The organism is Pelotalea chapellei (genome assembly GCF_018531195.1).
Lineage (GTDB): Bacteria > Desulfobacterota > Desulfuromonadia > Geobacterales > Pseudopelobacteraceae > Pelotalea > Pelotalea chapellei.
In genome coordinates this window covers 198,828-220,556 of record NZ_JAHDYS010000005.1, presented here as the reverse complement: position 1 = coordinate 220,556, position 21,729 = coordinate 198,828, and the positions used below count along the sequence as shown (strand labels likewise).

The 21,729-nt window shown below is 49.1% G+C and carries 17 protein-coding genes; 4 read left to right on the top strand and 13 right to left on the bottom strand.

What is annotated here, in order from left to right; all coding sequences use genetic code 11:
* The first annotated feature begins 24 nt into the window (after positions 1 to 24).
* The 4 genes from KJB30_RS07390 (at position 25) to KJB30_RS07375 (ending at position 3,811) form a co-directional block, all read left to right on the top strand.
* Positions 25 to 1,560 (top strand): helicase HerA-like domain-containing protein, encoded by a 1,536-nt coding sequence (locus KJB30_RS07390; protein ID WP_214297505.1) that lies wholly within the window; start codon positions 25 to 27, stop codon positions 1,558 to 1,560.
* Between the two features lie 141 nt (positions 1,561 to 1,701).
* Positions 1,702 to 3,297 (top strand): L-aspartate oxidase, encoded by a 1,596-nt coding sequence (gene nadB / locus KJB30_RS07385; protein WP_214297503.1) that lies wholly within the window; start codon positions 1,702 to 1,704, stop codon positions 3,295 to 3,297.
* An 11-nt stretch (positions 3,298 to 3,308) separates the two neighbouring features.
* The gene (locus KJB30_RS07380) at positions 3,309 to 3,608 is read left to right on the top strand and encodes a chorismate mutase (RefSeq protein WP_214297501.1); all 300 of its coding nucleotides are present in this window, start codon (positions 3,309 to 3,311) and stop codon (positions 3,606 to 3,608) included.
* Positions 3,602 to 3,811 carry a hypothetical protein gene (locus tag KJB30_RS07375; RefSeq protein ID WP_214297499.1) on the top strand — a complete coding sequence of 70 codons (210 nt, stop codon included), beginning with the start codon at positions 3,602 to 3,604 and terminating at the stop codon, positions 3,809 to 3,811. Before KJB30_RS07380 ends, KJB30_RS07375 begins: the two co-directional genes overlap by 7 nt.
* A 43-nt stretch (positions 3,812 to 3,854) precedes the next feature.
* On the opposite strand, the gene KJB30_RS07370 is transcribed toward KJB30_RS07375, so the two are convergent.
* The 13 genes from KJB30_RS07370 to recG all read right to left on the bottom strand — a co-directional run bounded on the left by KJB30_RS07370 (position 3,855) and on the right by recG (position 21,708).
* A complete protein-coding gene (locus KJB30_RS07370) occupies positions 3,855 to 4,136 on the bottom strand; it encodes a peptidylprolyl isomerase (RefSeq protein ID WP_214297497.1) in 282 nt (93 codons plus the stop codon).
* Between the two features lie 80 nt (positions 4,137 to 4,216).
* The gene (locus tag KJB30_RS07365) at positions 4,217 to 6,844 is read right to left on the bottom strand and encodes a cation-translocating P-type ATPase (RefSeq protein WP_214297495.1); all 2,628 of its coding nucleotides are present in this window, start codon (positions 6,842 to 6,844) and stop codon (positions 4,217 to 4,219) included.
* Positions 6,844 to 7,590 (bottom strand): MJ1433 family protein, encoded by a 747-nt coding sequence (locus tag KJB30_RS07360; RefSeq protein WP_214297493.1) that lies wholly within the window; start codon positions 7,588 to 7,590, stop codon positions 6,844 to 6,846. The genes KJB30_RS07365 and KJB30_RS07360 overlap by 1 nt, the downstream gene beginning before the upstream one ends.
* A gap of 51 nt (positions 7,591 to 7,641) precedes the next feature.
* Positions 7,642 to 8,808 (bottom strand): ABC transporter permease, encoded by a 1,167-nt coding sequence (locus KJB30_RS07355; protein ID WP_214297491.1) that lies wholly within the window; start codon positions 8,806 to 8,808, stop codon positions 7,642 to 7,644.
* Position 8,809: 1 nt separating this feature from the next.
* Positions 8,810 to 10,441 (bottom strand): two-component system sensor histidine kinase NtrB, encoded by a 1,632-nt coding sequence (locus tag KJB30_RS07350; RefSeq protein WP_214297489.1) that lies wholly within the window; start codon positions 10,439 to 10,441, stop codon positions 8,810 to 8,812.
* 3 nt (positions 10,442 to 10,444) lie between these two features.
* Positions 10,445 to 11,659 carry a type II secretion system F family protein gene (locus KJB30_RS07345; protein ID WP_214297487.1) on the bottom strand — a complete coding sequence of 405 codons (1,215 nt, stop codon included), beginning with the start codon at positions 11,657 to 11,659 and terminating at the stop codon, positions 10,445 to 10,447.
* Between the two features lie 54 nt (positions 11,660 to 11,713).
* Entirely contained in the window at positions 11,714 to 12,811 is a 1,098-nt protein-coding gene (locus tag KJB30_RS07340; protein WP_214297485.1) for a type IV pilus twitching motility protein PilT, read from the bottom strand.
* 15 nt (positions 12,812 to 12,826) lie between these two features.
* A complete protein-coding gene (gene pilB, locus KJB30_RS07335; protein WP_214297483.1) occupies positions 12,827 to 14,533 on the bottom strand; it encodes a type IV-A pilus assembly ATPase PilB in 1,707 nt (568 codons plus the stop codon).
* Positions 14,534 to 14,597: 64 nt separating this feature from the next.
* Complete coding sequence (gene aroE / locus KJB30_RS07330) at positions 14,598 to 15,458, bottom strand: shikimate dehydrogenase (protein WP_214297481.1); 861 nt, start codon at positions 15,456 to 15,458, stop codon at positions 14,598 to 14,600.
* A gap of 6 nt (positions 15,459 to 15,464) precedes the next feature.
* Positions 15,465 to 17,333: a protein O-mannosyl-transferase family gene (locus KJB30_RS07325; protein WP_214297479.1), complete on the bottom strand. Its 1,869-nt coding sequence runs from the start codon at positions 17,331 to 17,333 to the stop codon at positions 15,465 to 15,467.
* Positions 17,330 to 18,340, bottom strand: coding sequence for a lysylphosphatidylglycerol synthase transmembrane domain-containing protein (locus KJB30_RS07320; protein WP_214297477.1), 1,011 nt, complete (start codon positions 18,338 to 18,340; stop codon positions 17,330 to 17,332). The genes KJB30_RS07325 and KJB30_RS07320 overlap by 4 nt, the downstream gene beginning before the upstream one ends.
* A complete protein-coding gene (locus tag KJB30_RS07315; RefSeq protein WP_214297475.1) occupies positions 18,337 to 19,314 on the bottom strand; it encodes a bifunctional riboflavin kinase/FAD synthetase in 978 nt (325 codons plus the stop codon). Before KJB30_RS07315 ends, KJB30_RS07320 begins: the two co-directional genes overlap by 4 nt.
* Positions 19,315 to 19,365: 51 nt before the next feature.
* Complete coding sequence (gene recG / locus KJB30_RS07310) at positions 19,366 to 21,708, bottom strand: ATP-dependent DNA helicase RecG (protein WP_214297473.1); 2,343 nt, start codon at positions 21,706 to 21,708, stop codon at positions 19,366 to 19,368.
* Positions 21,709 to 21,729 lie beyond the last annotated feature (21 nt).

Sequence of the window (21,729 nt, the reverse complement as noted above, 5' to 3'; positions counted from 1 at the left end):
CACGTAAGGGAGGAATAGGACACAATGACCATCCAACTAGCCTTTGCTAAAAACAATCAGACTGAACTGGCACTTCTTTCCAACATGGCAAATCGCCATGGCCTTATTACTGGAGCCACCGGAACCGGTAAGACTGTGACCCTGCAAACCCTGGCGGAGCTGTTTTCGTCAATCGGAGTGCCCTGTTTCATGTCCGATGTAAAGGGGGATTTGTCAGGGATCTCCCAACCAGGCGGAGGCAATGCAAAAGTGCAGGAGCGCGTTGAGCAGTTGGGTCTCTCTGGTCATGCTTATCAAGCCTATCCGGTGATATTCTGGGATGTGTTTGATCAAAATGGTCATCCACTACGCGCCACTATCTCCGATCTCGGTCCTCTACTGCTGTCGAGGATGCTTGAATTGAATGAAACACAGGCGGGAGTGCTCAACCTGGTATTCAAAGTGGCTGATGACAACGGTCTTCTGCTTCTGGACATGAAAGACCTGCGAGCGATGCTCCAGTTTGTAGGTGACAACGCAAAAAACTTTACGACTGAATACGGCAATATCTCAGCAGCAAGCGTGGGCGCGATTCAACGCAGCCTGTTAGCCCTTGAAGGCCAGGGGGGAGAGAAACTATTCGGTGAACCGATGCTGAATATAAATGATCTCCTGCAGACCGATCAGGGCAAAGGGGTCATTAATATTCTTTCAGCAGACAAGCTTATGCAAGCGCCTAAGGTTTATGCGACCCTCCTGCTTTGGCTGCTTTCGGAGCTGTTCGAAAACCTGCCGGAGGCTGGCGACCTGGATAAACCCAGGCTGGTCTTTTTCTTCGATGAGGCACACCTGCTGTTTAATGATGCTCCTGACGGATTGGTTGATAAAATCGAACAAATAGTGCGCTTGATACGCTCCAAGGGAGTCGGGATCTTTTTTGTCACCCAGAACCCAGCCGACGTGCCGGACAAAGTGCTTTCCCAGCTGGGAAACCGGGTTCAGCATGCCCTGCGTTCATTTTCTGCTCGTGATATGAAAGGGGTCAAGGCTGCAGCATCGACAATGCACGATAATCCTGACCTTGATGAGCAAACAGCGATCACCAACCTGTGTGTTGGCGAAGCATTGGTCTCCTGCCTGGATGATAAAGGACGACCCGCTGTTGTGGAACGAGCCCTGATTTATCCTCCTCATGCGGCGGTTGGTCCCATCCCTGACCAGTTGCGCCGGCAGCTGATGGCGTCATCCCTCGTGGCTGGAGCCTATGAAACGGCTATCGACCGTGAATCAGCCAACGAGCAGCTCAAGGCCCGGAGGGGGCAGGCAACAGCACAGGAGGAAGCTCACTTGCAGGAGAGCCTTACGTCACCCACCGAGGATCGTACTTCCGACAGGTTTGGCGGCCTTGGCGGGATGTTGGGCGATATGTTCGCAGGGGGGTCAGGTTCTGCAGGCGGCAGAAAGCGGGAAAGTGTTGTGGAGGCTTTAGCCAAAAGCGCGGCACGATCGGTAGGCAGTCAGGTCGGAAGAGCAATCGTTCGGGGTGTCCTAGGCTCCATTTTTGGCGGCAGGCGCGGTTGATTTAAATTTTTAATTATTTATAACTCCTCTATTTTTGTTTCCCTCAGGGGCTGGACCGGCTCTCCGCTTGACAAACAGCATTCAGGGGACAATAATCCTTAGCTTTCTGTATACACTTCACTTGGGAAAGAGACTCTCACCATGCACATTGAAAGTGATTTTCTTGTAATCGGCAGCGGTATAGCCGGCCTCTCCTACGCTCTTCAGGCAGCCAATCATGGCAGCGTCGCCATTGTAACCAAACGTGAAATTACTGAATCGGCTACCAAATACGCCCAAGGCGGCATCGCCTCCGTATTCTCTGCAGAGGATTCGTTTGATGCACATGTGGAAGACACCATGGTGGCAGGAGCAGGCATCTGTCATGAAGACGTGGTACGCATGGTGGTGGAAGAAGGTCCTCAGACAATTCGCAATCTTATTGAATGGGGCGTCAAATTTACTACCAGTGGCGAATCATACGACCTCACCCGCGAAGGTGGCCACAGCGCCCGGCGCATCTTGCATGCAGAAGACATCACCGGCAGGGAGATCGAACGCGCGCTGGTCGAGGCGGTCCGGAATCATCCCAATGTACAGATTTTCGAACACCATATTGCCATTGATCTAATCACATCTGCAAAGGTAGCTAAAAAGAGTGATGATAACCGCTGCCTGGGCGCCTATGCCCTTGACATCAATGACGGAGGTCGGGTAAGGACTTTTTCCGCCAAGGTAACTCTTCTTGCTTGTGGAGGAGCAGGCAAAGTCTACCTGTACACCTGCAATCCTGACGTGGCGTCAGGCGATGGTGTGGCCATGGCGTATCGCGCCGGTGCCACCGTTGCCAATATGGAATTCATGCAGTTCCACCCCACCACCCTGTTTCACCCACATGCCAAGTCATTTCTTATTTCCGAAGCAGTACGCGGCGAAGGAGCTATTCTGCGCCGCCGCGATGGAACTGCATTCATGGAAAAATATCATAAACTGAAAGATCTCGCCCCGCGTGACATCGTGGCCCGTGCAATCGACAACGAGATGAAAACGAGCGGTGATGACTGCGTCTATCTGGATATCACCCACGAACCTGCAGATTTTGTTCGCAGCCGTTTTCCAAACATCTACCAGACCTGTATGGATTTTGACCTCGACATGACCAAAGAATGGCTGCCGGTGGTACCTGCCGCCCATTACCTGTGCGGAGGAGTAGCGGTCAATATTAACGCCGAGACTGATATACCCGGTCTTTATGCCATTGGCGAAACGGCCTTCACAGGATTGCACGGTGCCAATCGCCTTGCCAGTAATTCATTGCTGGAGGCTGCCGTCTTTGCGAGCCAGGCTTACAAGCATTCAGTCGAAGCCATAAAAGTGCTCTCTAAGGATCGGCCAATACCCCCTGAATGGGATTCGGGTACTGCTACCAACAGCGATGAAATGGTTGTGGTCTCTCAGAACTGGGACGAAGTGCGCCGCTGCATGTGGAACTATGTCGGCATCGTCCGCTCCGACAAGCGTTTGGCGCGCGCTATGCGGCGTATTAAACTGATCCAGGACGAAATCGAAGAATATTACTGGAATTTCATTGTCACCTCGGATCTGATCGAGCTTCGCAATATTGTTACCGTGGCGGAACTAATTGTCTCCTGTGCACAAATGCGGAAAGAGTCCCGTGGCCTGCATTACACCATTGACTATCTTGAGCGTGATGACATAAATGGCAGAAAAGATACCTTCATCAAAAAACAGTTTTAATGGAGCACTCTTTGGACATCAACGAAATCCGAAAGCGTATCGATCTGTTGGACGATGTGCTGTTGCGCATCTTCAATGAACGCGCCCGACTGGCCCTTGAGATCGGGCATCTCAAAAAAGAGCTTAACCTGCCGGTTTTCGATCCTTCCCGGGAAAAGCGTATTTTTGCCCGAATGAATGAAGATAACCCGGGGCCTTTGGACGACGGAGCGATTGTGCGTCTATTTGAAAGGGTGGTTGACGAATCGCGCCGCCTGGAGCGGATAACATCGCATAAAGAAGAAGATCAGGAGAGACACCATTCATGTTGATTATAATGAAGAAACACGCGCCGGACGAAGCACTTGACCAGATCAAGGGCTATTTGATCAATCAGGACTTTGATTTTCATCAATCAACAGGAGCCAACCGGACTATTATCGGTGTAATTGGTGATACGGAGACGCTTGATGATCATGAAATCGAGGCCATGCCCGGGGTAAGTCAGGTGGTGCGGATCAGGAAGGATGATTAAAAAACGGCGGGGTAACCCCGCCGTTTTCAATGTCGTTGTGATGTTAGGGAGTGCGCTGCAGGATCTCCACAAGATGAAACCCAAATTGGGTCTGAATAGGCCCATGCACCTTGCCTACCTCACCGGTAAAAACCACTTCATCAAATTCCTTGACCATCTGACCTGGACCGAATTCGCCCAGATTGCCTCCCTGACGTCCGGATGGACATTGGGAGTGTTCCTTGGCACAAGCGGCAAAGTCTGCTCCTGCCTCAATTTTTGTTTTCAGATCTTCACACGCTTCTCGCGTCGACACCAGAATGTGTCGGGCACTTGCTCTCGCCATACTATCTTCCTCCATTGGGCTGGTATTTTCGGCTCTTGGGATACCTTCAAAACAATGTCATGTCAATAATCTTTGTACCTTCAGCCTTCCCGTAAAATCAGTTTTTCAATTTCGAGCACCGTAAAGACCACGATCCCTGGTACAAGTACCCATACCAGATTATTCAGTGTAAGAGGCATTGTGTGGAAATATGGCTGCATTACCGGCAAATACACCACCAATAGCTGAAGGATCACGACAGTACATACCATGAGCAAAAGCAGAGGATTGGTGAAAAATCCCATACGCAAGAACGAAAATCTACGCGAGCGCAGGGACATGGCCTGGCCAATCTGTGCAAAGGCGAGGGAGGTAAACAAAACAGTCTGCCAGGTACCGGAGGGGTGGCTACCCCAGTAATGACGGGCAAGCAGAATTGTTGTTAAGCCGATCAATCCGCCGGTCAAGACAGTGTGACGAAGCATGGCACGATCGAAAATTTGTGAATTCGGCGCTAACGGAGGACGACTCATCACATCCGGTTCAGACCGCTCCATTCCCATACCAAGGCCAAGCAGACCGTCCGTCAGGAGGTTAAGCCAGAGCAGCTGAAGCGGAGCCAGAGGATTTGGCAGTCCTAGAAAGGGAAGCAGCAACACTGCCAGAATTTTACCCAGATTGCCTGCAACCGAAAACTCGATAAATTTCAGAAGATTATCATAGATAGTACGTCCTTCCTTTACAGCCGAAACTATGGTGGCAAAGTTATCATCGAGCAGCACCATATCCGCGGATTCCTTAGCCACATCAGTACCTGTAATGCCCATGGCTACGCCAATGCTGGCGCGTTTCAGTGCCGGAGCATCGTTAACGCCGTCACCAGTCATTGCAACAATCTCGTTGCGATCCTGCAATGCCTGGATAATCTGCAACTTATGCTCGGGCGAAACCCGTGAATACACTGAAACATCTTGTACCCTTTCAGTCATACCCCTTAGCCCCAGTTGGTCTAGTTCAGGACCGGTTAGTACCCCACCTGGAGATAAGATACCTACCTGGGCAGCAATTGTTTGGGCGGTAAGAGGATGATCGCCTGTGATCATGATCGGCCTGATACCAGCCTTAAGGCAGCAATGCACTGCTTCCCCCGCTTCTTGCCGCGGTGGGTCCATCATGGCGACCAGGCCAAGAAGGGATAGCTGTTGTGTGCTTTCTTCTGGATCGGCATATTCAACGTTGCGCATCAATCGAAATGCCAAGGCAAGGACACGTTCTCCCTGCGATGCCAGCTGATCAACTTTCCGATTAATTTGTTCATGGACGGCCTCACCCTCGATGCACATGGCAAGAATTGCATCGGAAGCTCCCTTGGCAATGATCAGGCGATCGTCAGCCTGTGCGTTCCATTTCTCAAGTAGCGGATGCAGCAATCCCTCTTTACTAATTTCATGAATAGTAACCATGCGCTTGGTGGCTGAGTCGAAAGGAATTTCCGCTATTCGGGGAAAGAATGTCTCCAGTTCCTGGCGGTAAATTCCATTCTCGGCACCTTCAAGCACGAGTGCCGCTTCAGTAGGATCGCCCACCACTATATTTTGGCCGTTTTCTATCCGCAGCATTACATCATTGCACAACACCGAGACGGCACGTAATCGCGCAACTTCAGTTGGCTCATCAGCCTTCCCCATCAATTGGGAAACAGATACCATGCGGGTAACAGTCATGCGATTTTCTGTCAATGTGCCGGTTTTATCCGTACAAATTACTGTAACTGAGCCGAGGGTTTCCACAGCAGCGAGCCTGCGGATGAGTGCACGCTGCTTCAGCATGCGTTGGGCGCCCATTGCAAGAGTAATTGTTACAACCGCCGGCAATCCTTCGGGGATGGCAGCCACGGCAAGACTTACAGCGGTCAGGAGCATTTCGCGTAACGGTTCGCCTCGCCAGACACCAACTCCAAACACAAGAATGGCAACGGCCACAGCCAGTGCTGCCAGGAACTTTCCCAACCGGTCGAGGCGCTTCTGCAGCGGTGTCCATTGATTTTGCACCGACTGGAGCATGCCTGCTATGCGCCCCATTTCAGTTCGCATCCCGGTTGCCACCACCATGGCAGCTCCCCGTCCGGTTGTGACCACCGTACCCATCCAGATCATATTGGTCTGGTCAGCAATTGGCGCACCTTCCTGAAATACTGGAAAAATCTGCTTTTCGACAGCATCGGCCTCTCCGGTTAGCAGCGATTCCTGCACACTCAGCGAGAACGCCTCGAAAAGTCGACAATCGGCAGGTATTACATTACCAGCTTCAATCAGTACGATGTCACCGGGCACAAGCTGGCTGGCCTGGAGTTCTATCACCTCGCCGTCACGGCGAACTCGCACATTGGGTGCTGCCATTTTAGTGAGAGCCCGCATGGCACGTTCTGCACGAAATTCCTGGATAAATCCCAATAAAGCAAAAAGAAAAACAATAGCCATTATGGATATGGCATCGCGTATGGAGCCTATTACCAGAGAGAGGATAGCTGCAGCAAGAAGCATAAGCACCATTGTGGAAGTAAATTGTTCCCAGAGGATCTTCCAGAATGTTGTGCCGCCTGTTTCGATCAACAGGTTTTTTCCGTGTTTACTTAGACGGCGAGTAGCTTCGTCTGAGGCGAGACCATAATCAGGAGAAACAGCACATGAGCGAGCAACATCATCAACGCTTTGTGCGTACGGTTGCATCAGTAAACCAGCGGATCGGGATGTGACAACATCGGATTGAGACGGACGGCGAGGGAAAACAGATAGGGGTAATCCAGTTGGAGGTGTTTCATATAAAGAACCCATTCACGGGAGAGATAACCAAAAGCGCGATTAATATCACCGTTGATGTGTTCGATGTCTGATTGCGGCATGTTTTGAAAGGATTTTCGAGCATCCAACTCCTCCATCAGGTGAAATACAGCCCAGAGAAGATCGGTGAATTCTTCGTGTTCAAGCAGATTCTGATTTTCCAGGAGTCCCACCATAAAATTGCGCCTGGAGACCAGCAACTCTTTCAGCCGTTGAAGATCACATCCACTGCCGTCTACCTTGAAGTGATGCGACTGGAGCCAGTTCAGCGCCCGCTTGAAATCAGCTTCCCTCCATTGACCACTCACCTGTAGCTGGGCATGCAGGTCACCTTTCGATTCAACACAAAGAGCAAGTTCTTTCAGGAGGGTATTGCCGATCTCACTGAAGAAGACCCCAATCACCATGTTGAGTTTGCGCATGATGGTCTGGTGTTCGCGGTCGCGCATGGTTTGTTCAACCATCAAGGTAACAAATATTACATAAACAGGCAGAAATGCAAGATTACCTATAAAGCTGGAAGCGATGTCACGAACATTTCCAAGAATGTAATAATCGATCAGATACAGAAAGATTGACGCGATTGACAATGCAATCAGGATGATGTGCCTCTTCAGAACATTAAGTAATTGCACTCCGCCTCCAAACTCAATTTCCACAAGAACTACCAGGAATACTTCAGATAATCAACTGCTGCGCAAGGCATCCACAATCTTTAGTCTGCTGGCACGAATAGCAGGAATTACGCCACCAGTAAAACCCATCAAAAGAGCAAACAAGATGGACTGGTACATGATTTTGAAAGTGAGAGTGAATGAAAAAGCCAGTTCGGAAAAAGTCTGCCAGTTCATAGTCGAAATGGTTATCAGTTGCATGCTGGAGGCAAGCAAAAGCCCGGCTATACCTCCAATTAGACCTAGAAACAAAGCTTCCATCAGAAAGGAAATCATTATGCTGCCTCGTTGGAAGCCAAGTGCACGCAAAGTTCCGATCTCCCCTACCCGGTTGGCAACAGCAGCATACATAGTGATCATGGCGCCAATAACGGCGCCCATAGAAAAAATGACTGTAAGTGAAATCCCAAGAATACGCAGGAATTTCGCCATGGCTTCAGACTGATCACGGTAATACTGCGTTTCGCGTCGTACATCAAGTGTCAGGCGTGGGTCACCCTCCAGTTTATCCCTGACTTTGACAAAGTCACTCGCATTACGCATCTTGAATGTAACCGACGAGTATACGGGGCGGCGGAAAGCCTGCATCAACTGGGAGGCATCACCCCAGATTTCGGAACTGAATCCTGTGGCACCGGCATCAAATATACCAACTACAATCCAGTCAGCCATACCAAAGTGAAGCGATTCTCCTATCCCGCCTCCCTTGAAACGAGTGGCAATGCTTCTGCCTGCCATGATCTCACGCGACCCTTGGCGGGGCATGCGTCCTTCGACAAGATGCACCTGTGGACGCAATTGCAGTGACGCACTGTCAATACCCCTGATAACAACGTTGGCAGGCTTGTCGGTGCCACGTTTTGAGAGGCTAATCAAAACCACTAGCTCTTTGGCTGTCAGGGGCTGTCCATCACTGCCTGTGGCTATGTTCGGCAGGCTTCCTACAATGGCAGCCTGTTGGCGTTCAACTCCGCTTTGCACTTCAGAATTGGCAGCCTTGCGGGTCACAATCACATTGTCGTCAGATCCCGTCTCTACAAGAGTCTTTTCGAGTCCGGCTGAAAGCATGAGAATCGAGGCGAACACAAAAACCACCAGGGCCATGCCGGATGCAGTAAGAAAAGTAGTCAGTCGTCGGGTGAGCAGGTTCCGCAAACTATACGAGAGAGGTATGTTCATGTCAGGCAGGAAGAGATATTACAAAACGGCAACCGACATCAGGCGGTGATTCCACCCTGATAGTGCCTCCATGTGCTTCAATGATGCGATAAATGATCGCAAGGCCTAACCCCGTTCCTTCGGGCTTGGTAGTCCAGAATGGCTCGAAAAGATGCGACATGGATTCGTCAGACATACCAGGTCCATTATCGGTGACAGTTATGACTGCAGTCGGAGTTTTTTTGAGACCATCAATACCCATTAACTGAACGAAAGCCTTTATTTCAACTCGGCCGGTCTGTTCGGCAGCATCGGCAGCATTGTGCAGCAGATTGATCAGCACTTGACGCAACTGGTTTGGATCAGCTGTCACGGTCAAATGGGCGGGAACAGAATTTACAATGGTCATTTCTGCGAAACGTTGATCAGATTCAACCAGGATTCTGACATCTTCGACCAATTCCGCAAGTTCCAGGCGTCCTCTGCGGGGAGAAGCAGGACGGGCATATGTCAGAAAATCGGAAATAAGGCCGTTCAACCGGTCAGCTTCGCGCATGATAATAGTCAGCAGGCGTTGGTTGCTATCCACAACAGAGCCATGCTCTGCCAATAGTTGTACCGCACCTCCCATGGCTGCAAGAGGATTGCGAATCTCATGGGCCATGCGGGCTGATAGTTCTCCAAGAGTAGCCAGCCTGTCCGATCGCTTCAAAGCTTCTTCCATTCGTTTAAGTGCTGTAAGATCTTTAAAGTTAATAATAACACCAGCACAATTGCCCTGAGTATCCGTGAAGGGAACCGCAGTAAACCCAAGAATCATGGTTCTGTCAGTAAAGCTGCGACATTCGAACTCTCCGTTTGCAACGGCATCCAAATCTTCAACTATATCTGCCATCTCAGGAAAAACATCCTTGAGCGGCATATCGTATACTTCGGCCTGAGTCTTGCCGGTCAATTCTTCGGCGTAACGATTGAATACGCGAATGGTCTTTTCTAACGTGATCGTCATCAAACCGCTTTCGAGATTGGCCACAATGGTTGTATTCAGCCGTTCAAGCTCATCATAGTTAACAGTTTTTTCCCGAAGAGCTTCCTCGCTTTCCCGGGCCATTCCGGAAAGGTATCCAGTGATGAAAGCTGTAAGGTAGAAGCCAATCAAATTGAGGAAGATGTTGTAAAAAATATGACGGGGACCGAGTGATGTGGCTGCTGATTGGCTCAAACCGAGAGGCGCCAGCAAACCGAAAAACTGGAAATCAATGATAGCACCATAAAGGATTCCGCAGAGGGAAGCAGTATACAAGGCTTCACGTCGGCCTAGCAGAACCCCTGCAATCATGATGGAAAGAAGATACAGAAACGAATAGGGACTACTAACCCCTCCGGTGAAAAGAAGCAGCACAGTTACAAAAAGAAGATCCCATATTGTCTGCAGGTAGGTAACGAAGTGACGGTACTGTTGAAGTTTAAGGAAGAAGTATGAACCCACTGAAAACATGAAAGAAAAAGCCATTAAACGGACCATTCCTGAATAGGTAAGGTCGTCAATGGCTTTAGGGTCCTGAAGATTGAGAACAATTGTGGATGCCAGAAGCAGGAAGGTAACTACGATCCTGGCAAATATAAAAAGGCTGAGCCTGCGTTCAGGTCTCATGCCCTACCCGCCGACAGCTCCTGCAAGTTTGAAGATTGGCAAATACATGGCCACTACCAGACCACCCACCGTTGTGCCGAGGAAAACCATTAAAAGTGGCTCCATCATGGCAGTCATAGCCGAGACGGCATCATCGACTTCGTCATCATAAAAATCGGCAATCTTGTTAAGCATTGCATCCATAGCGCCCGTTGCTTCTCCGACTGCAATCATCTGCACCACCATCGGAGGAAACACTCCACAGGCTGCAAGAGGTTCGGCCATTGTTTTTCCTTCGGAAATGGCGGAGCGCACACCATAAATGGCCTCTTCAACAATCTTGTTTCCGGCTGTTTTGGCCACTATTTCAAGACCGTCCATTATCGGCACTCCGGAACTGACCATGGTTCCCAGTGTCCTGGTAAATTTAGCTACTGCAACTTTTCTGATCAGGGGACCGGCAATGGGTGCCTTTAAGGCCATTCTATCGATATTCTTACGCCCTACCGGCGTCGCATAATATCTTTTGATCAGCCATATTAGTCCGTAGAAACCGGCGATAATTACAATGATGTACCTTGAAAGGAAATTACTGAGGGCAATGACGAACTTTGTTGGAGCGGGAAGTTCACCACCGAAATCAGCAAACATTTTGGCAAAGGTAGGAATAACAAAAACAAGAATGACGCCGACAACAATAACCGCAATGGACATGATGGTTATCGGATAGACCATGGCACCTTTGATCTGTTTCTTCAACTTCTGGGCTTTTTCTATGTAAGCAGCCAATCTCTGCAGAATCGTATCAAGAATACCGCCGATTTCGCCAGCGGCGACGAGGTTCACGAAAAGCTGGTCAAACGCCTTAGGGTGCCTGGCAAGGGCATCTGCAAAGGTGGAGCCACTCTCAACGCTCTCCTTTACCTTGAAGAGGATATCCTTGAAGGTCTTGTTTTCCTGCTGGCTGGAAAGGATTTCGAGGCATTGCACCAGAGGCAGGCCCGAATCAATCATGGTGGCAAATTGCCTGGTAAAAATAACCAGTTCTTTTGTTTCGACCTTACCCCCTCCGAATGAAGGAAGCTTTATCTGAAAGCCTTTACTCGCTTCTTTTATGGATACATTGGAAAAGCCGAATTTTCTGAGTTGGGCTTCAACAATTTCAACGCTGGCAGCTTCAATTACACCTTTTTGCGCAGCACCTGCCTTTGTGCGAGCTTCCCAGTTATATTTAGGCATTACCATTCTCCTCGGGGGATAAAACTGATCCTGTTACAATCTGCGGAATAACTGCTAACGGCCCGGAGGACGACGCTGCATGCCCGCCGCAGGATTACTGAGCATCTGTTTAAGCTCTTCCGGATCCTGGGACCTGCCCAAGGCCTCTTCCAACGAAATGTATCGTTTCATAAACAAAGAGTAAAGTGATTGATTCATTGTCTGCATTCCGAATTTATCCTGGCCAACCTGCATCTGGGAGTATATCTGATGGACCTTATCCTCGCGGATTAGATTGCGAATAGCCGGATTGGGTACCATGATCTCCAATGCTAAAGCTCTTCCTTTGGAGTTCATCTTTGGAATGAGCATCTGAGACATAACTCCTTCAAGCACAAAGGAAAGCTGAGCTCTGATCTGGGTTTGCTGATAGGGAGGAAACACATCAACAATACGATTTATAGTCTGAACGCAGGAATTGGTATGCAGGGTAGCCAGGCACAGATGTCCTGTTTCGGAAAGTGTCAGAGCTGCTTCTATGGTTTCCAGATCGCGCAGCTCACCAACAAGAACAACATCAGGATCCTGCCGGAGAACATATTTAAGTGCGTTTTTAAATCCCTTGGTATCAGCACCGACCTCGCGCTGATTCACCAGACATCCCTTGTGAGGATGCAGGTATTCGATAGGATCTTCGATGGTGACAATATGATCATGACGATTAAGATTGATGTAATCAATGATCGACGCCAACGTGGTGGATTTACCGCTGCCGGTAGGACCTGTCACGAGAATCAGACCACGTGACTTGGCGGCCAGTTCGGGGACAATTGGAGGCAGAGCCAGTTCTTCAAATGAGAGGATTTTGTAGGGAATGACGCGAAAAACACCGGCGACGGCGCCACGCTGGATGAAAACATTGCCCCTGAAACGCGACAGGCTCTTCACTCCAAAAGAGAGGTCAAGCTCATTCTCTTCCTCAAACTTATGTTTCTGTGCGTCGGTAAGCACACTGTAGCACAGCTGTTTCGTTTCCACCTGATTCAAGGGAGGAAAATCAAGTGGATGCAGTTTACCGTCCACCCGGATCTGAGGTGGTGAATTGGTGGTAAGGTGCAGATCGGAGCCGCCGGCTTCGACAAGGATCTTAAGCAACTGATGGAGGTTTACCATATAAGAAATTCCTTCCTAATCATCTGCAACAGTGACCCTCAAGACTTCTTCCAGAGAGGTGACTCCCTCCTTCAGCTTTGTGAGTCCCGATTGGCGCATCGACTTTATTCCTAGTCGCATTGATTCACGCTTGATTTCAGCTGTGTTAGCTCCATTCAAAATAAGTTCGCGAATCTCTTCAAGCATGGGCATGACCTGATAAAAACCGACCCGGCCCTTATAGCCCGTGTTGTTGCATAAAGAGCAGCCTTTACCGCGATAGCAGACATATGAGGGTGCCTCGTCAGGAGAAACACCCGCGTCAATAAGCGCCTGTACCGGGATATCCTCGGGTTCCTTGCATTCGCTGCAGTTGCGACGTGCCAGGCGCTGGGCAGTAATAAGATTGACTGCCGAAGCGACCAGAAAGGGTTCCACACCCATGTTGAGCAGACGGTTTATGGTGGCCGGTGCATCGTTGGTATGCAAAGTGGAAAGCACGAGATGGCCTGTCAGGGCAGCTTTTACAGCAATTTCAGCTGTCTCGAAGTCACGTATCTCGCCGATCATGATGATGTCAGGGTCCTGACGCAGGAAAGAACGCAGGGCAGCAGCAAAATTGAGACCTATATCCTCATGCATCTGAACCTGATTTATGCCTGCAAAGTTGAATTCAACGGGATCTTCGGCAGTAGAAATGTTCTCGGACACCTTGTTGAGTTCAGAAAGCGCAGAATAGAGAGAAACAGTCTTGCCGCTGCCAGTTGGGCCGGTTACCAGCACCATGCCGAATGGCTTGTGGATCTCCCGCTTGAAATGAGCCAACGCATCTTCCTCATATCCAAGCTTGGTCATATCCAACTGCAGATTACTCTTGTCCAAAAGACGGAGACAGATTTTTTCACCGAAAAGGGTTGGCAGTACCGACACACGAAAGTCCATGTCTTTGCCGCCACCTAACTTTATTTTGATACGTCCGTCCTGGGGCAGGCGACGTTCGGCAATATCAAGCTCAGCCATTATCTTGATGCGTGAGGTAATAGCGTTCTTCAGCTTGAGCGGCGGTTTCATGGCCTCATACAAGACACCATCAATTCGATACCGGACTCTGAAGAGTTTTTCATAAGGCTCTATATGAATATCACTCGCTTTTTTCTTGATTGCATCCTGCAGGATGGCGTTAACCATTCTTACAACCGGCGCATCTTCAGTAGCCCGCTCTATTGAATTGACATCAAGGGTATCTTCGTCGCCGACCACCTCGACATCCTCGACATCAAGGTCGTTCATGACGTCAGCCAAAGAAGCCGATTGATCATAGTACTTGTCGATGGTGGCTTTGATGCCGCTTTCTGAGGCAACGACCATCTCGACGTTGTAGCCGGTCATGAACTTGATGTCTTCGATGGCAAAAAGATTGGAAGGATCGCTTACAGCGACGATAAGAGTGGAACCTGCTCTATTTACAGGTATTAATTGATATTTTTGGACTACATCTGACTGGATGATTTTGGTTACAGCTGGATCGATGTCGTAATCAGCGAGGTTTACAGTGGGAACACCATATTGTTTCGAAAGAAAGGAAGTTAAATCGAGTTCACTAATGAGGTTGTGCTTTATCAGAATGGAACCTAGGCGAAGTTGCCCTCCCGAGGTTTTCTGCTCCTCGAGTGCTTTGGATAACTCCTCCCGGGAAATCAGATTGTTTTTGACCAGGATTTCGCCCAGCCTGCTTGACTGCATATACGCCCCTGAATATTGATGTGGTGGGATACTAAGCGGATTGGCAGAGTATGTCAAGCTGTTGTTAGATACTGTAACTACAGGGGAAAAGGCTTTTCATTAAACCAGGAGGAGGTATTTTCCCTGTCCAGATTTTAAATGCATACTCCCCCTGCCCGACCAGCATTCCCGATCCGTTAGCACATGTATGCCCTTTTGCCATGGCCTCATGCAAAAAAGGAGTAATAGCAGGTGTATAGACCATGTCATAAACTTTTGCAGTGGGAGGAAGAGCGCTTATCTTCAGGAAAGGGATGGTTTCGTTATGCATGCCAAGGGAGGTGGTATTCAAAACCAGAACACAATCCCTTAGAAAAGGCATCAGTTCATAAGCTGTACTGACAACAGTAAAATCGACTTGCGGAAAATGTGACCAGAGCGACCTTGTCAGTTCCAGCGCCCTATCCTGACTGCGATTAACCACCACGATACTGGAAGCCCCGCCACTGCACAGGGCGGCAACTGCACCACGGGCAGCGCCACCAGCCCCGATAATTATTATTCTGTCATCACCGGGAACAAATGCCAGGTCCTCTTCCAGTGATTTCAAAAGTCCCGCTCCGTCAGTGTTGTAACCGATCAGGCGTCCACTATCGTTATGAACCACATTTACCGCACCTGCCAATTCAGCAGATTTATCGAGACGGTCAAGGTGATTGATAACAGCTGTTTTATGTGGAATGGTCACATTGAACCCTGCCACCCCCAGTGAGCGCAGACCTGCTACTGCGCACCCAAGTTCATCGGGGTGAACATTAAAAGGCACATACACATAGTTCAAATCACTGGCGTCCAAAGCAGCGTTCTGCAGCAAGGGTGACAGGGAATGCTCGACTGGGTGGCCGATAATGCCGAGGACCCTGGTTTTTCCGTTAAGAATTTGCATTTGAAGTTACCTTGTCATGCCATAACGCATGAGAACCTGTTCGACAGATGCCCTCATCTCCGGTGAAATCTGTTCCGATTTGTACAGCATGGTAATTCCGTCCTGCCTACGTCCAATACTAATCAGAAATTCACCAGCTTCAAGGTAGCTGTTGGCATAGATCAGGATAGCCTTGCCTGTATCCAGATCAAGAAAGGAAATTTTTTCAAGAATTCCCCGATTACTGTAATTATCCCAGACCGATAAATCGGGTAGCCCTCCAGGTTCCTTGACACGGCGCATGCGATAGACAATTCCCTTCTGAACAGGAATGTAGTCTTCAAAATTGATCGAGTAGCGAGTAGAGAAATCTATATAGGTAGGTCGCTTGCCGATAACATCCGATATTGCTATGCGCAAACCTGTTTCGGGACCAAAAGATTGGATGTCATATTTGCGCAGGTTGCTTTCGCTGAAAAGTCTGGGCATCGAGTTCAAATACCAGTCGAAAACGATGTGCGGAGTATGGGGCAGATCGACATCCTCGCGCATGCGTTCGACACCCTGCAAGTACCACAGTGGAAAGGCACCACTGTCTCCCCAGGTAAACATGACTGCGTTCTGGGGCAAAGAGCGAAGCGTGTTGGTGGCATAGTCAAAAGCTATATAATTATCATGCTGATCATTTTCATAATAATTCATGGCACACAATGTCACTGGCAAAGAAAAAAACATAGCAATTACAAGGGTGTAAACAGCCTTTCCGTAGTGTTCCGGTAGACGGGCATTGCGTACTGCGTATGCCAGCAGATGAAACAAAGCAACCCCTACTATCACAGCCGTCAACAGGTAGAGCGGGGTAAAAAATTCCTCCGTCAGGAAGATCAGATCAAAAGGGGTATTGAAATACCCGGCAATAATTAACAAAAAGAAAAACACTCCGGCGAAATATGCAATCACCACATCACGCTGCCGCCGCCAGAGACACACCAATCCAAAGACGAGCAGCGCCATTCCTAGCCAGGTGTATTCATGTGGAACATCAAAAGCCTTAATCTGAGCCCAGAGCAGTGACAGATTACGCTGAGGCGGTTCGCTCGGGTATCCTTGTCGCAAAAAATGCCACAAAAACTGAGTGATGTTTTGGGGGTCGCCCCAATTAAGCAAAGGATTTTGCAAGGCTCTCAATGGAAGATAAAGATGAATGGAAAAACCAAGCATTGCAAAGGCAGTGGCAAGAATAAATTCCTTGAGTCTGGTAATCAGGCGCCAGTCGGCCAAAATGATTAGCAAAGACCAGGCGGGTAAAAACAGTACGACCGTCTGATGGAGCGCCATGGCCAGACCGGCAAGAAAGGTGCACGCATAGATATAACCCGGACGTTCCTCTCCCTTATGGTAACCATCGCGCCACCTGAGGAGTATAAGAAAAATAACTGAGGTAATGAAGGCCAGCAATGGATAGGGCTTATCATGATTTGACTGAAGCCATAAACGAGGTGTGACCGAAAAGGCACACGCTGCGGCAAGACCGGCCGCTCGGGATGCAAATGAATTGAACGTGGAATCTTCAGTAATCGCATCTTTTTTGAGCAGATAAGTGGTCAGCAGGTATACTCCCAAACAGGCGAGAGAAGAGGAAAAAGCTGTGGCCATGTTGATCCGGAAGGCAATACTACCCAGAGGTACCCAGGTAAAAATTTTCAGATACATGAGAAACAGCGGGTATCCGGGAGAGTGGGCTGATCCGAGGGAAGCAGCGGCGGTCAGAAATTCCCCGCTATCGAAGAAAGTTACAGAAGGGGCCAGGGTAGCCATGTAAATGGCAAATGGAACAACCACAGCAAAGATTGCAAATGGATCGAGGTAACCCTTCCCGAAAAAGATCTTTTTCATGCAGCATCACCAGCTTTTCTAACAGTGCCAAGTGACATTTTCTCTCTCCATAGATGATAGAATCCGGCAAGTATGACCGGGAAAAAAGATGTTCCATGAATGACTAATGCGATGCTGACAGCGGTCGCCTCAGGTATTTGAAAGACAGACAACCCTTTAAAGCAGGCATAATGATAGGTCCCGATATATCCGGGTGACGCCGGTACCAGAACGGCAAAAACAAGCAGTACCATGATAAACATGGAGGCAGAAATGGGCAGATGGAGTCCAAACGCCTGAAGAACAAGATCAATGGGCAGCAAGGCAAAGGTCCAGATAAGTATCGAGGAAGCAAGCACAGCGGAAACATGACCCGCTCGTGAGGGTATTCTGATTCCGCCGATGAATGAACCAAGCAGAGGGATAAGACGATTACTAAGGCTGAGAGGAAATGGTTTCAGGAGCATTCCTACCAAATGTAAGGTCCTCACGGTCTGGCGCTTCAGAAGCAACAGAAAAACGACCAATCCCGCATACAGCACAAAGGTGATAAGTCCACCAGATTTCATAAGTGCATCTGCCTCTGCCATGTCCTTTGGCAGGTGCAGTGTAAAAAGTGTCAGAAGCAGCAACAGCATCACCGTGAACCCGTCGCACAAACGGTCAATAACAAGGGAAGCAAAAACGATCGGCGTCTGAATTCCTTCTTTTCTGGCCAGAACATATGCACGCACAAACTCTCCCAGTCGTGCCGGAAGCAGGTTATTTGCCATGTACCCGATTATGGTTGCAGGATAAAGCGATGCGAATGGAATTTTTTTTATTGATAGTAGCAGGTATTGCCAGCGAACCGCTCTCAGGAAATAGCTGATGAAGGTTAATACAATTGCGACCAGGATAAATCTGTAATCGGCGGAGCGCAGCGTATCCAGGAGTTGGTTGAAATCGATTTTTCTGAAAAAGAGCACTAAGAAAAAGATGCTGATTACCACACCCAACCAAAATCTGATATCAAACCGTTTTTTCATGATCGTTCTTTTTCGAGAAGATTGAATGGGACAGGAATCATGTCTTTTTCAACAGAAGCTAGAATTTCTCTGGTTCTGGCTACGTCATGACCGATTGCCTCAATCAAGGTTTCCATATTTGAAAATTTTTTCTCCTCCCGCAGACGCTGCACAAAACTGACAGAAAGTTGCCGATCATAAAGATGGCCGGAAAAATCCAGCAGAAAAACCTCAACAGTGCATCTTTCGCCATTAAAAGTGGGATTTGAACCTATATTGCAGGCTCCCCAGAAAAGTTTGTCGTCTACCGTCACCATTACAGCATAGACCCCCTCCGGAGGGATCAACTCATTATAGGTAGCTATATTGGCTGTAGGAAAACCAAGCTTGATGCCTATTTCGCGGCCATGGACCACCTGTCCTGAGATTGTATGATATCGCCCCAGCACTTCAGTCGCCCCGGTAATATCCCCAGCAGAGAGCAAACGTCGGGCAAGGCTGCTGCTAAAAATGGCACCTCCACCTCCAACAGGATCGAGATCCTCCAGTGTAAATCCGCACTCTTTTCCCAATCGGGATAAGGTTTCAAAGTTGCCCTGCCGGTCTCTGCCAAATGCGTAGTCATGGCCGATGATCACATGGCGCATGCCAAGAGAATGGCAGAGTATATCACGAACAAATGATTCGGCGGAACAGAGCGAAAATTCAGGAGTAAACTCAATGACCACCAGACAATCGATGCCTGCTGCTGCAATCAAGGCGGCCTTTTGATCAAAAGTAGTGATTCTTTGGGGAGCAAGTTCAGGTGCCAGAACAGCCAGCGGATGGGGCTCAAACGTTACGACAACCGATGGCATTTCAAGGTCCTGGGCACGAGTGGTCAGAAACCGAAAAATCTCCGTGTGGCCACGATGTACTCCGTCAAAATTTCCGATGGTGACAACAGACTTTTCAAAATTTTTAAGTAGCAGGTCACGGCAGTGTAATATTTTCATGTCTCTTCCGTGATAGGTGTAATGCGATCAGTAAAGTAAGTAATGAACAGACTACCCAATAGCCCCTAGTTCCAGACGTTGCCCCCAGCGTCGCAAAAGCTCTTTTCGAAGGGGTACATGACCGGTTTGGATCAATTCGGGATCTGAAGCCAGTAGATCAAAGGCGGCTTGCCGCGCCTGTTCAAGAATGGCACCATCACGCAGAATACTGGCAACTCTAAAATCTGGCAAGCCGGATTGACGTGTGCCAAGGAAATCTCCTGGGCCTCGAATTTCAAGGTCTGCTTCGGCGATACGAAAGCCGTCCGTGGTGGAGGTCATAACTCGCAGACGTTTTTCACCCTCTTCAGATAATTTACCCGGTGTCATCAGAATACAGCGCGAACTTGAGACGCCCCGCCCTACCCGTCCGCGCAACTGGTGCAACTGGGACAGGCCGAATCTTTCAGCGTGCTCGATGACCATGAGTGTTGCGTTGGGAACATCTATACCTACCTCGATAACCGTGGTTGCCACGAGAATATCGACTTCCCGTGCCTTGAAAGCGGCCATAACCGTTTCCTTTTCCTCCGGGGTCATCCTGCCGTGCAGCAGCCCCAATCTCAGATCCGGAAACACTTCTGCATTCAGATGTTCGGCCATCTGGGCTGCTGCCTTAAGGTCCGATTTCTCTGTTTCTTCCACAAGAGGATAGATTATATAGGCCTGATGCCCTTTGCCAATCTCTTCGCGGATACTTTCATATACCTGCTGACGCTTGTTCTCGAAAAGCAGCTGCGTTCTTATCGGCGTCCGATTAGGGGGAAGTTCATCTATTACCGACAGCGCAAGATCACCATACAAGGTCATTGCGAGTGTACGTGGTATGGGAGTCGCAGTCATCACCAGAATGTCGGGATTGATGCCTTTTTTTCTGAGAATGCCCCGCTGCAGGACACCAAAGCGATGCTGCTCATCAATGACACCAAGACCGAGTCGTGCAAATTCAACCTTCTCCTGAATCACTGCATGGGTACCAATTACAATCTGCGCACTTCCGTCGGCTATCCGTGCCAGCACGGCTGCTTTTTCTTTCCCTTTTAACCCGGAAGTAATCAATGCCGTTTCCAGCCCCAGTTTTGAACACCATGAGTGAATGGTGTGCCAGTGCTGTTCGGCCAGGATCTCGGTTGGGGCCATTATGGCTACCTGGTAACCGTTTTCAACCGCAACCAGCGCAGCCATTAATGCTACCAGCGTCTTGCCGCTCCCCACATCCCCCTGTACCAGACGGTGCATCGGATGGGGAGCCATCATATCGTTTTTGATTTCAGAAAGCACGCGACGCTGAGCACCGGTAAGCTCAAACGGGAGCAGCTTTACAAGCTGTTTCGTGTAGCAGTGCGTCACCTGAAAAGGTATGCCTTCCTCAAGTGCAGTGCCTCGTTTTTTAAGTGCCAGGCCAAGTTCCCAGAAAAAAAATTCATCAAATGAGATTGCCTGGTGAGCCAATGTGCGTCCACTGTTGAGTTCATCAAGCATTCCATCAGTCGGCGGCAGGTGAAGAAGTCGCAATGCATCGCGGAGGCCAGGCAGCCTCATGGGATTGAGAATGAATTTTGGAATCAATTCCTGAATCGAAACAGTAAATAAATCCACAATCTCACGCATTACCTTGCGCATTACCTTTTGGTTTAACCCCTCAGTCAGGGGATATACCGGCACGATTCTGCCGAAATTTACCGGATCGCCAGCCAGGACCTTATTTACATCCTGCTCTTCGGCAAGCCATTCAACATCAGGATGATGCACCTCACGTTGATAGCCAAACTGTGAAACCTCACCTGTAAACACACCTCTTCTGCCAGTCTTCCAAATCCGTTTCATGAAAGTAGCATTGCTGTTGAACCACTTTAATACAACAGTGCCACTCTCATCACCCACAAGGGTTTCGAAAAAACCTCTTCCTCCTTTTGTTGTTTTAGAGGTCGAAGTAATTACTTGTCCGGTGAAAACCTCGGTGAATCCAGGACGAAGTGCCTGGATGGGTCGCACTTCGCGACGATCCTCATACCGGAGCGGCAAAAAGTATAGGGCATCTTCAACTGTGTTGATTCCACGTTTGGAGAGAAGTTCTGAAAGTTTTGGCCCCACCCCTTTGATGAACTGCATTCTTGTCTCAAGGTTTTTACGGGCAACAGTATCCTTGAGAGTTTGCGTTTCTTCACTCTGAATGTGGTTACTGTTGCGGGAGAAGCTATCGGAAAGAGGTTTAGGAGAGACCACCTTCCTCAACATCAGTCCGTCATCCTGCACTTCAATTGAAACAGCATCACCCGTACGCAGACCAAGGCGTGCCAGCAGCTCGGTAGGCAAGGAAAGTTGTGATGCTTTATCAATGGTAACAATGGGCATGGAGATTGGGGCGATTTAGTA

Coding starts and splice junctions, on each gene's coding strand:
- KJB30_RS07390 (WP_214297505.1), top strand. CDS start 25: ATGACCATCCAACTAGCCTTTGCTAAAAACAATCAGACTGAACTGGCA.
- nadB (WP_214297503.1), top strand. CDS start 1,702: ATGCACATTGAAAGTGATTTTCTTGTAATCGGCAGCGGTATAGCCGGC.
- KJB30_RS07375 (WP_214297499.1), top strand. CDS start 3,602: ATGTTGATTATAATGAAGAAACACGCGCCGGACGAAGCACTTGACCAG.
- KJB30_RS07370 (WP_214297497.1), bottom strand. CDS start 4,136: ATGGCGAGAGCAAGTGCCCGACACATTCTGGTGTCGACGCGAGAAGCG.
- KJB30_RS07365 (WP_214297495.1), bottom strand. CDS start 6,844: ATGCAACCGTACGCACAAAGCGTTGATGATGTTGCTCGCTCATGTGCT.
- KJB30_RS07355 (WP_214297491.1), bottom strand. CDS start 8,808: ATGAACATACCTCTCTCGTATAGTTTGCGGAACCTGCTCACCCGACGA.
- KJB30_RS07350 (WP_214297489.1), bottom strand. CDS start 10,441: ATGAGACCTGAACGCAGGCTCAGCCTTTTTATATTTGCCAGGATCGTA.
- KJB30_RS07345 (WP_214297487.1), bottom strand. CDS start 11,659: ATGCCTAAATATAACTGGGAAGCTCGCACAAAGGCAGGTGCTGCGCAA.
- KJB30_RS07340 (WP_214297485.1), bottom strand. CDS start 12,811: ATGGTAAACCTCCATCAGTTGCTTAAGATCCTTGTCGAAGCCGGCGGC.
- pilB (WP_214297483.1), bottom strand. CDS start 14,533: ATGCAGTCAAGCAGGCTGGGCGAAATCCTGGTCAAAAACAATCTGATT.
- aroE (WP_214297481.1), bottom strand. CDS start 15,458: ATGCAAATTCTTAACGGAAAAACCAGGGTCCTCGGCATTATCGGCCAC.
- KJB30_RS07325 (WP_214297479.1), bottom strand. CDS start 17,333: ATGAAAAAGATCTTTTTCGGGAAGGGTTACCTCGATCCATTTGCAATC.
- KJB30_RS07320 (WP_214297477.1), bottom strand. CDS start 18,340: ATGAAAAAACGGTTTGATATCAGATTTTGGTTGGGTGTGGTAATCAGC.
- KJB30_RS07315 (WP_214297475.1), bottom strand. CDS start 19,314: ATGAAAATATTACACTGCCGTGACCTGCTACTTAAAAATTTTGAAAAG.
- recG (WP_214297473.1), bottom strand. CDS start 21,708: ATGCCCATTGTTACCATTGATAAAGCATCACAACTTTCCTTGCCTACC.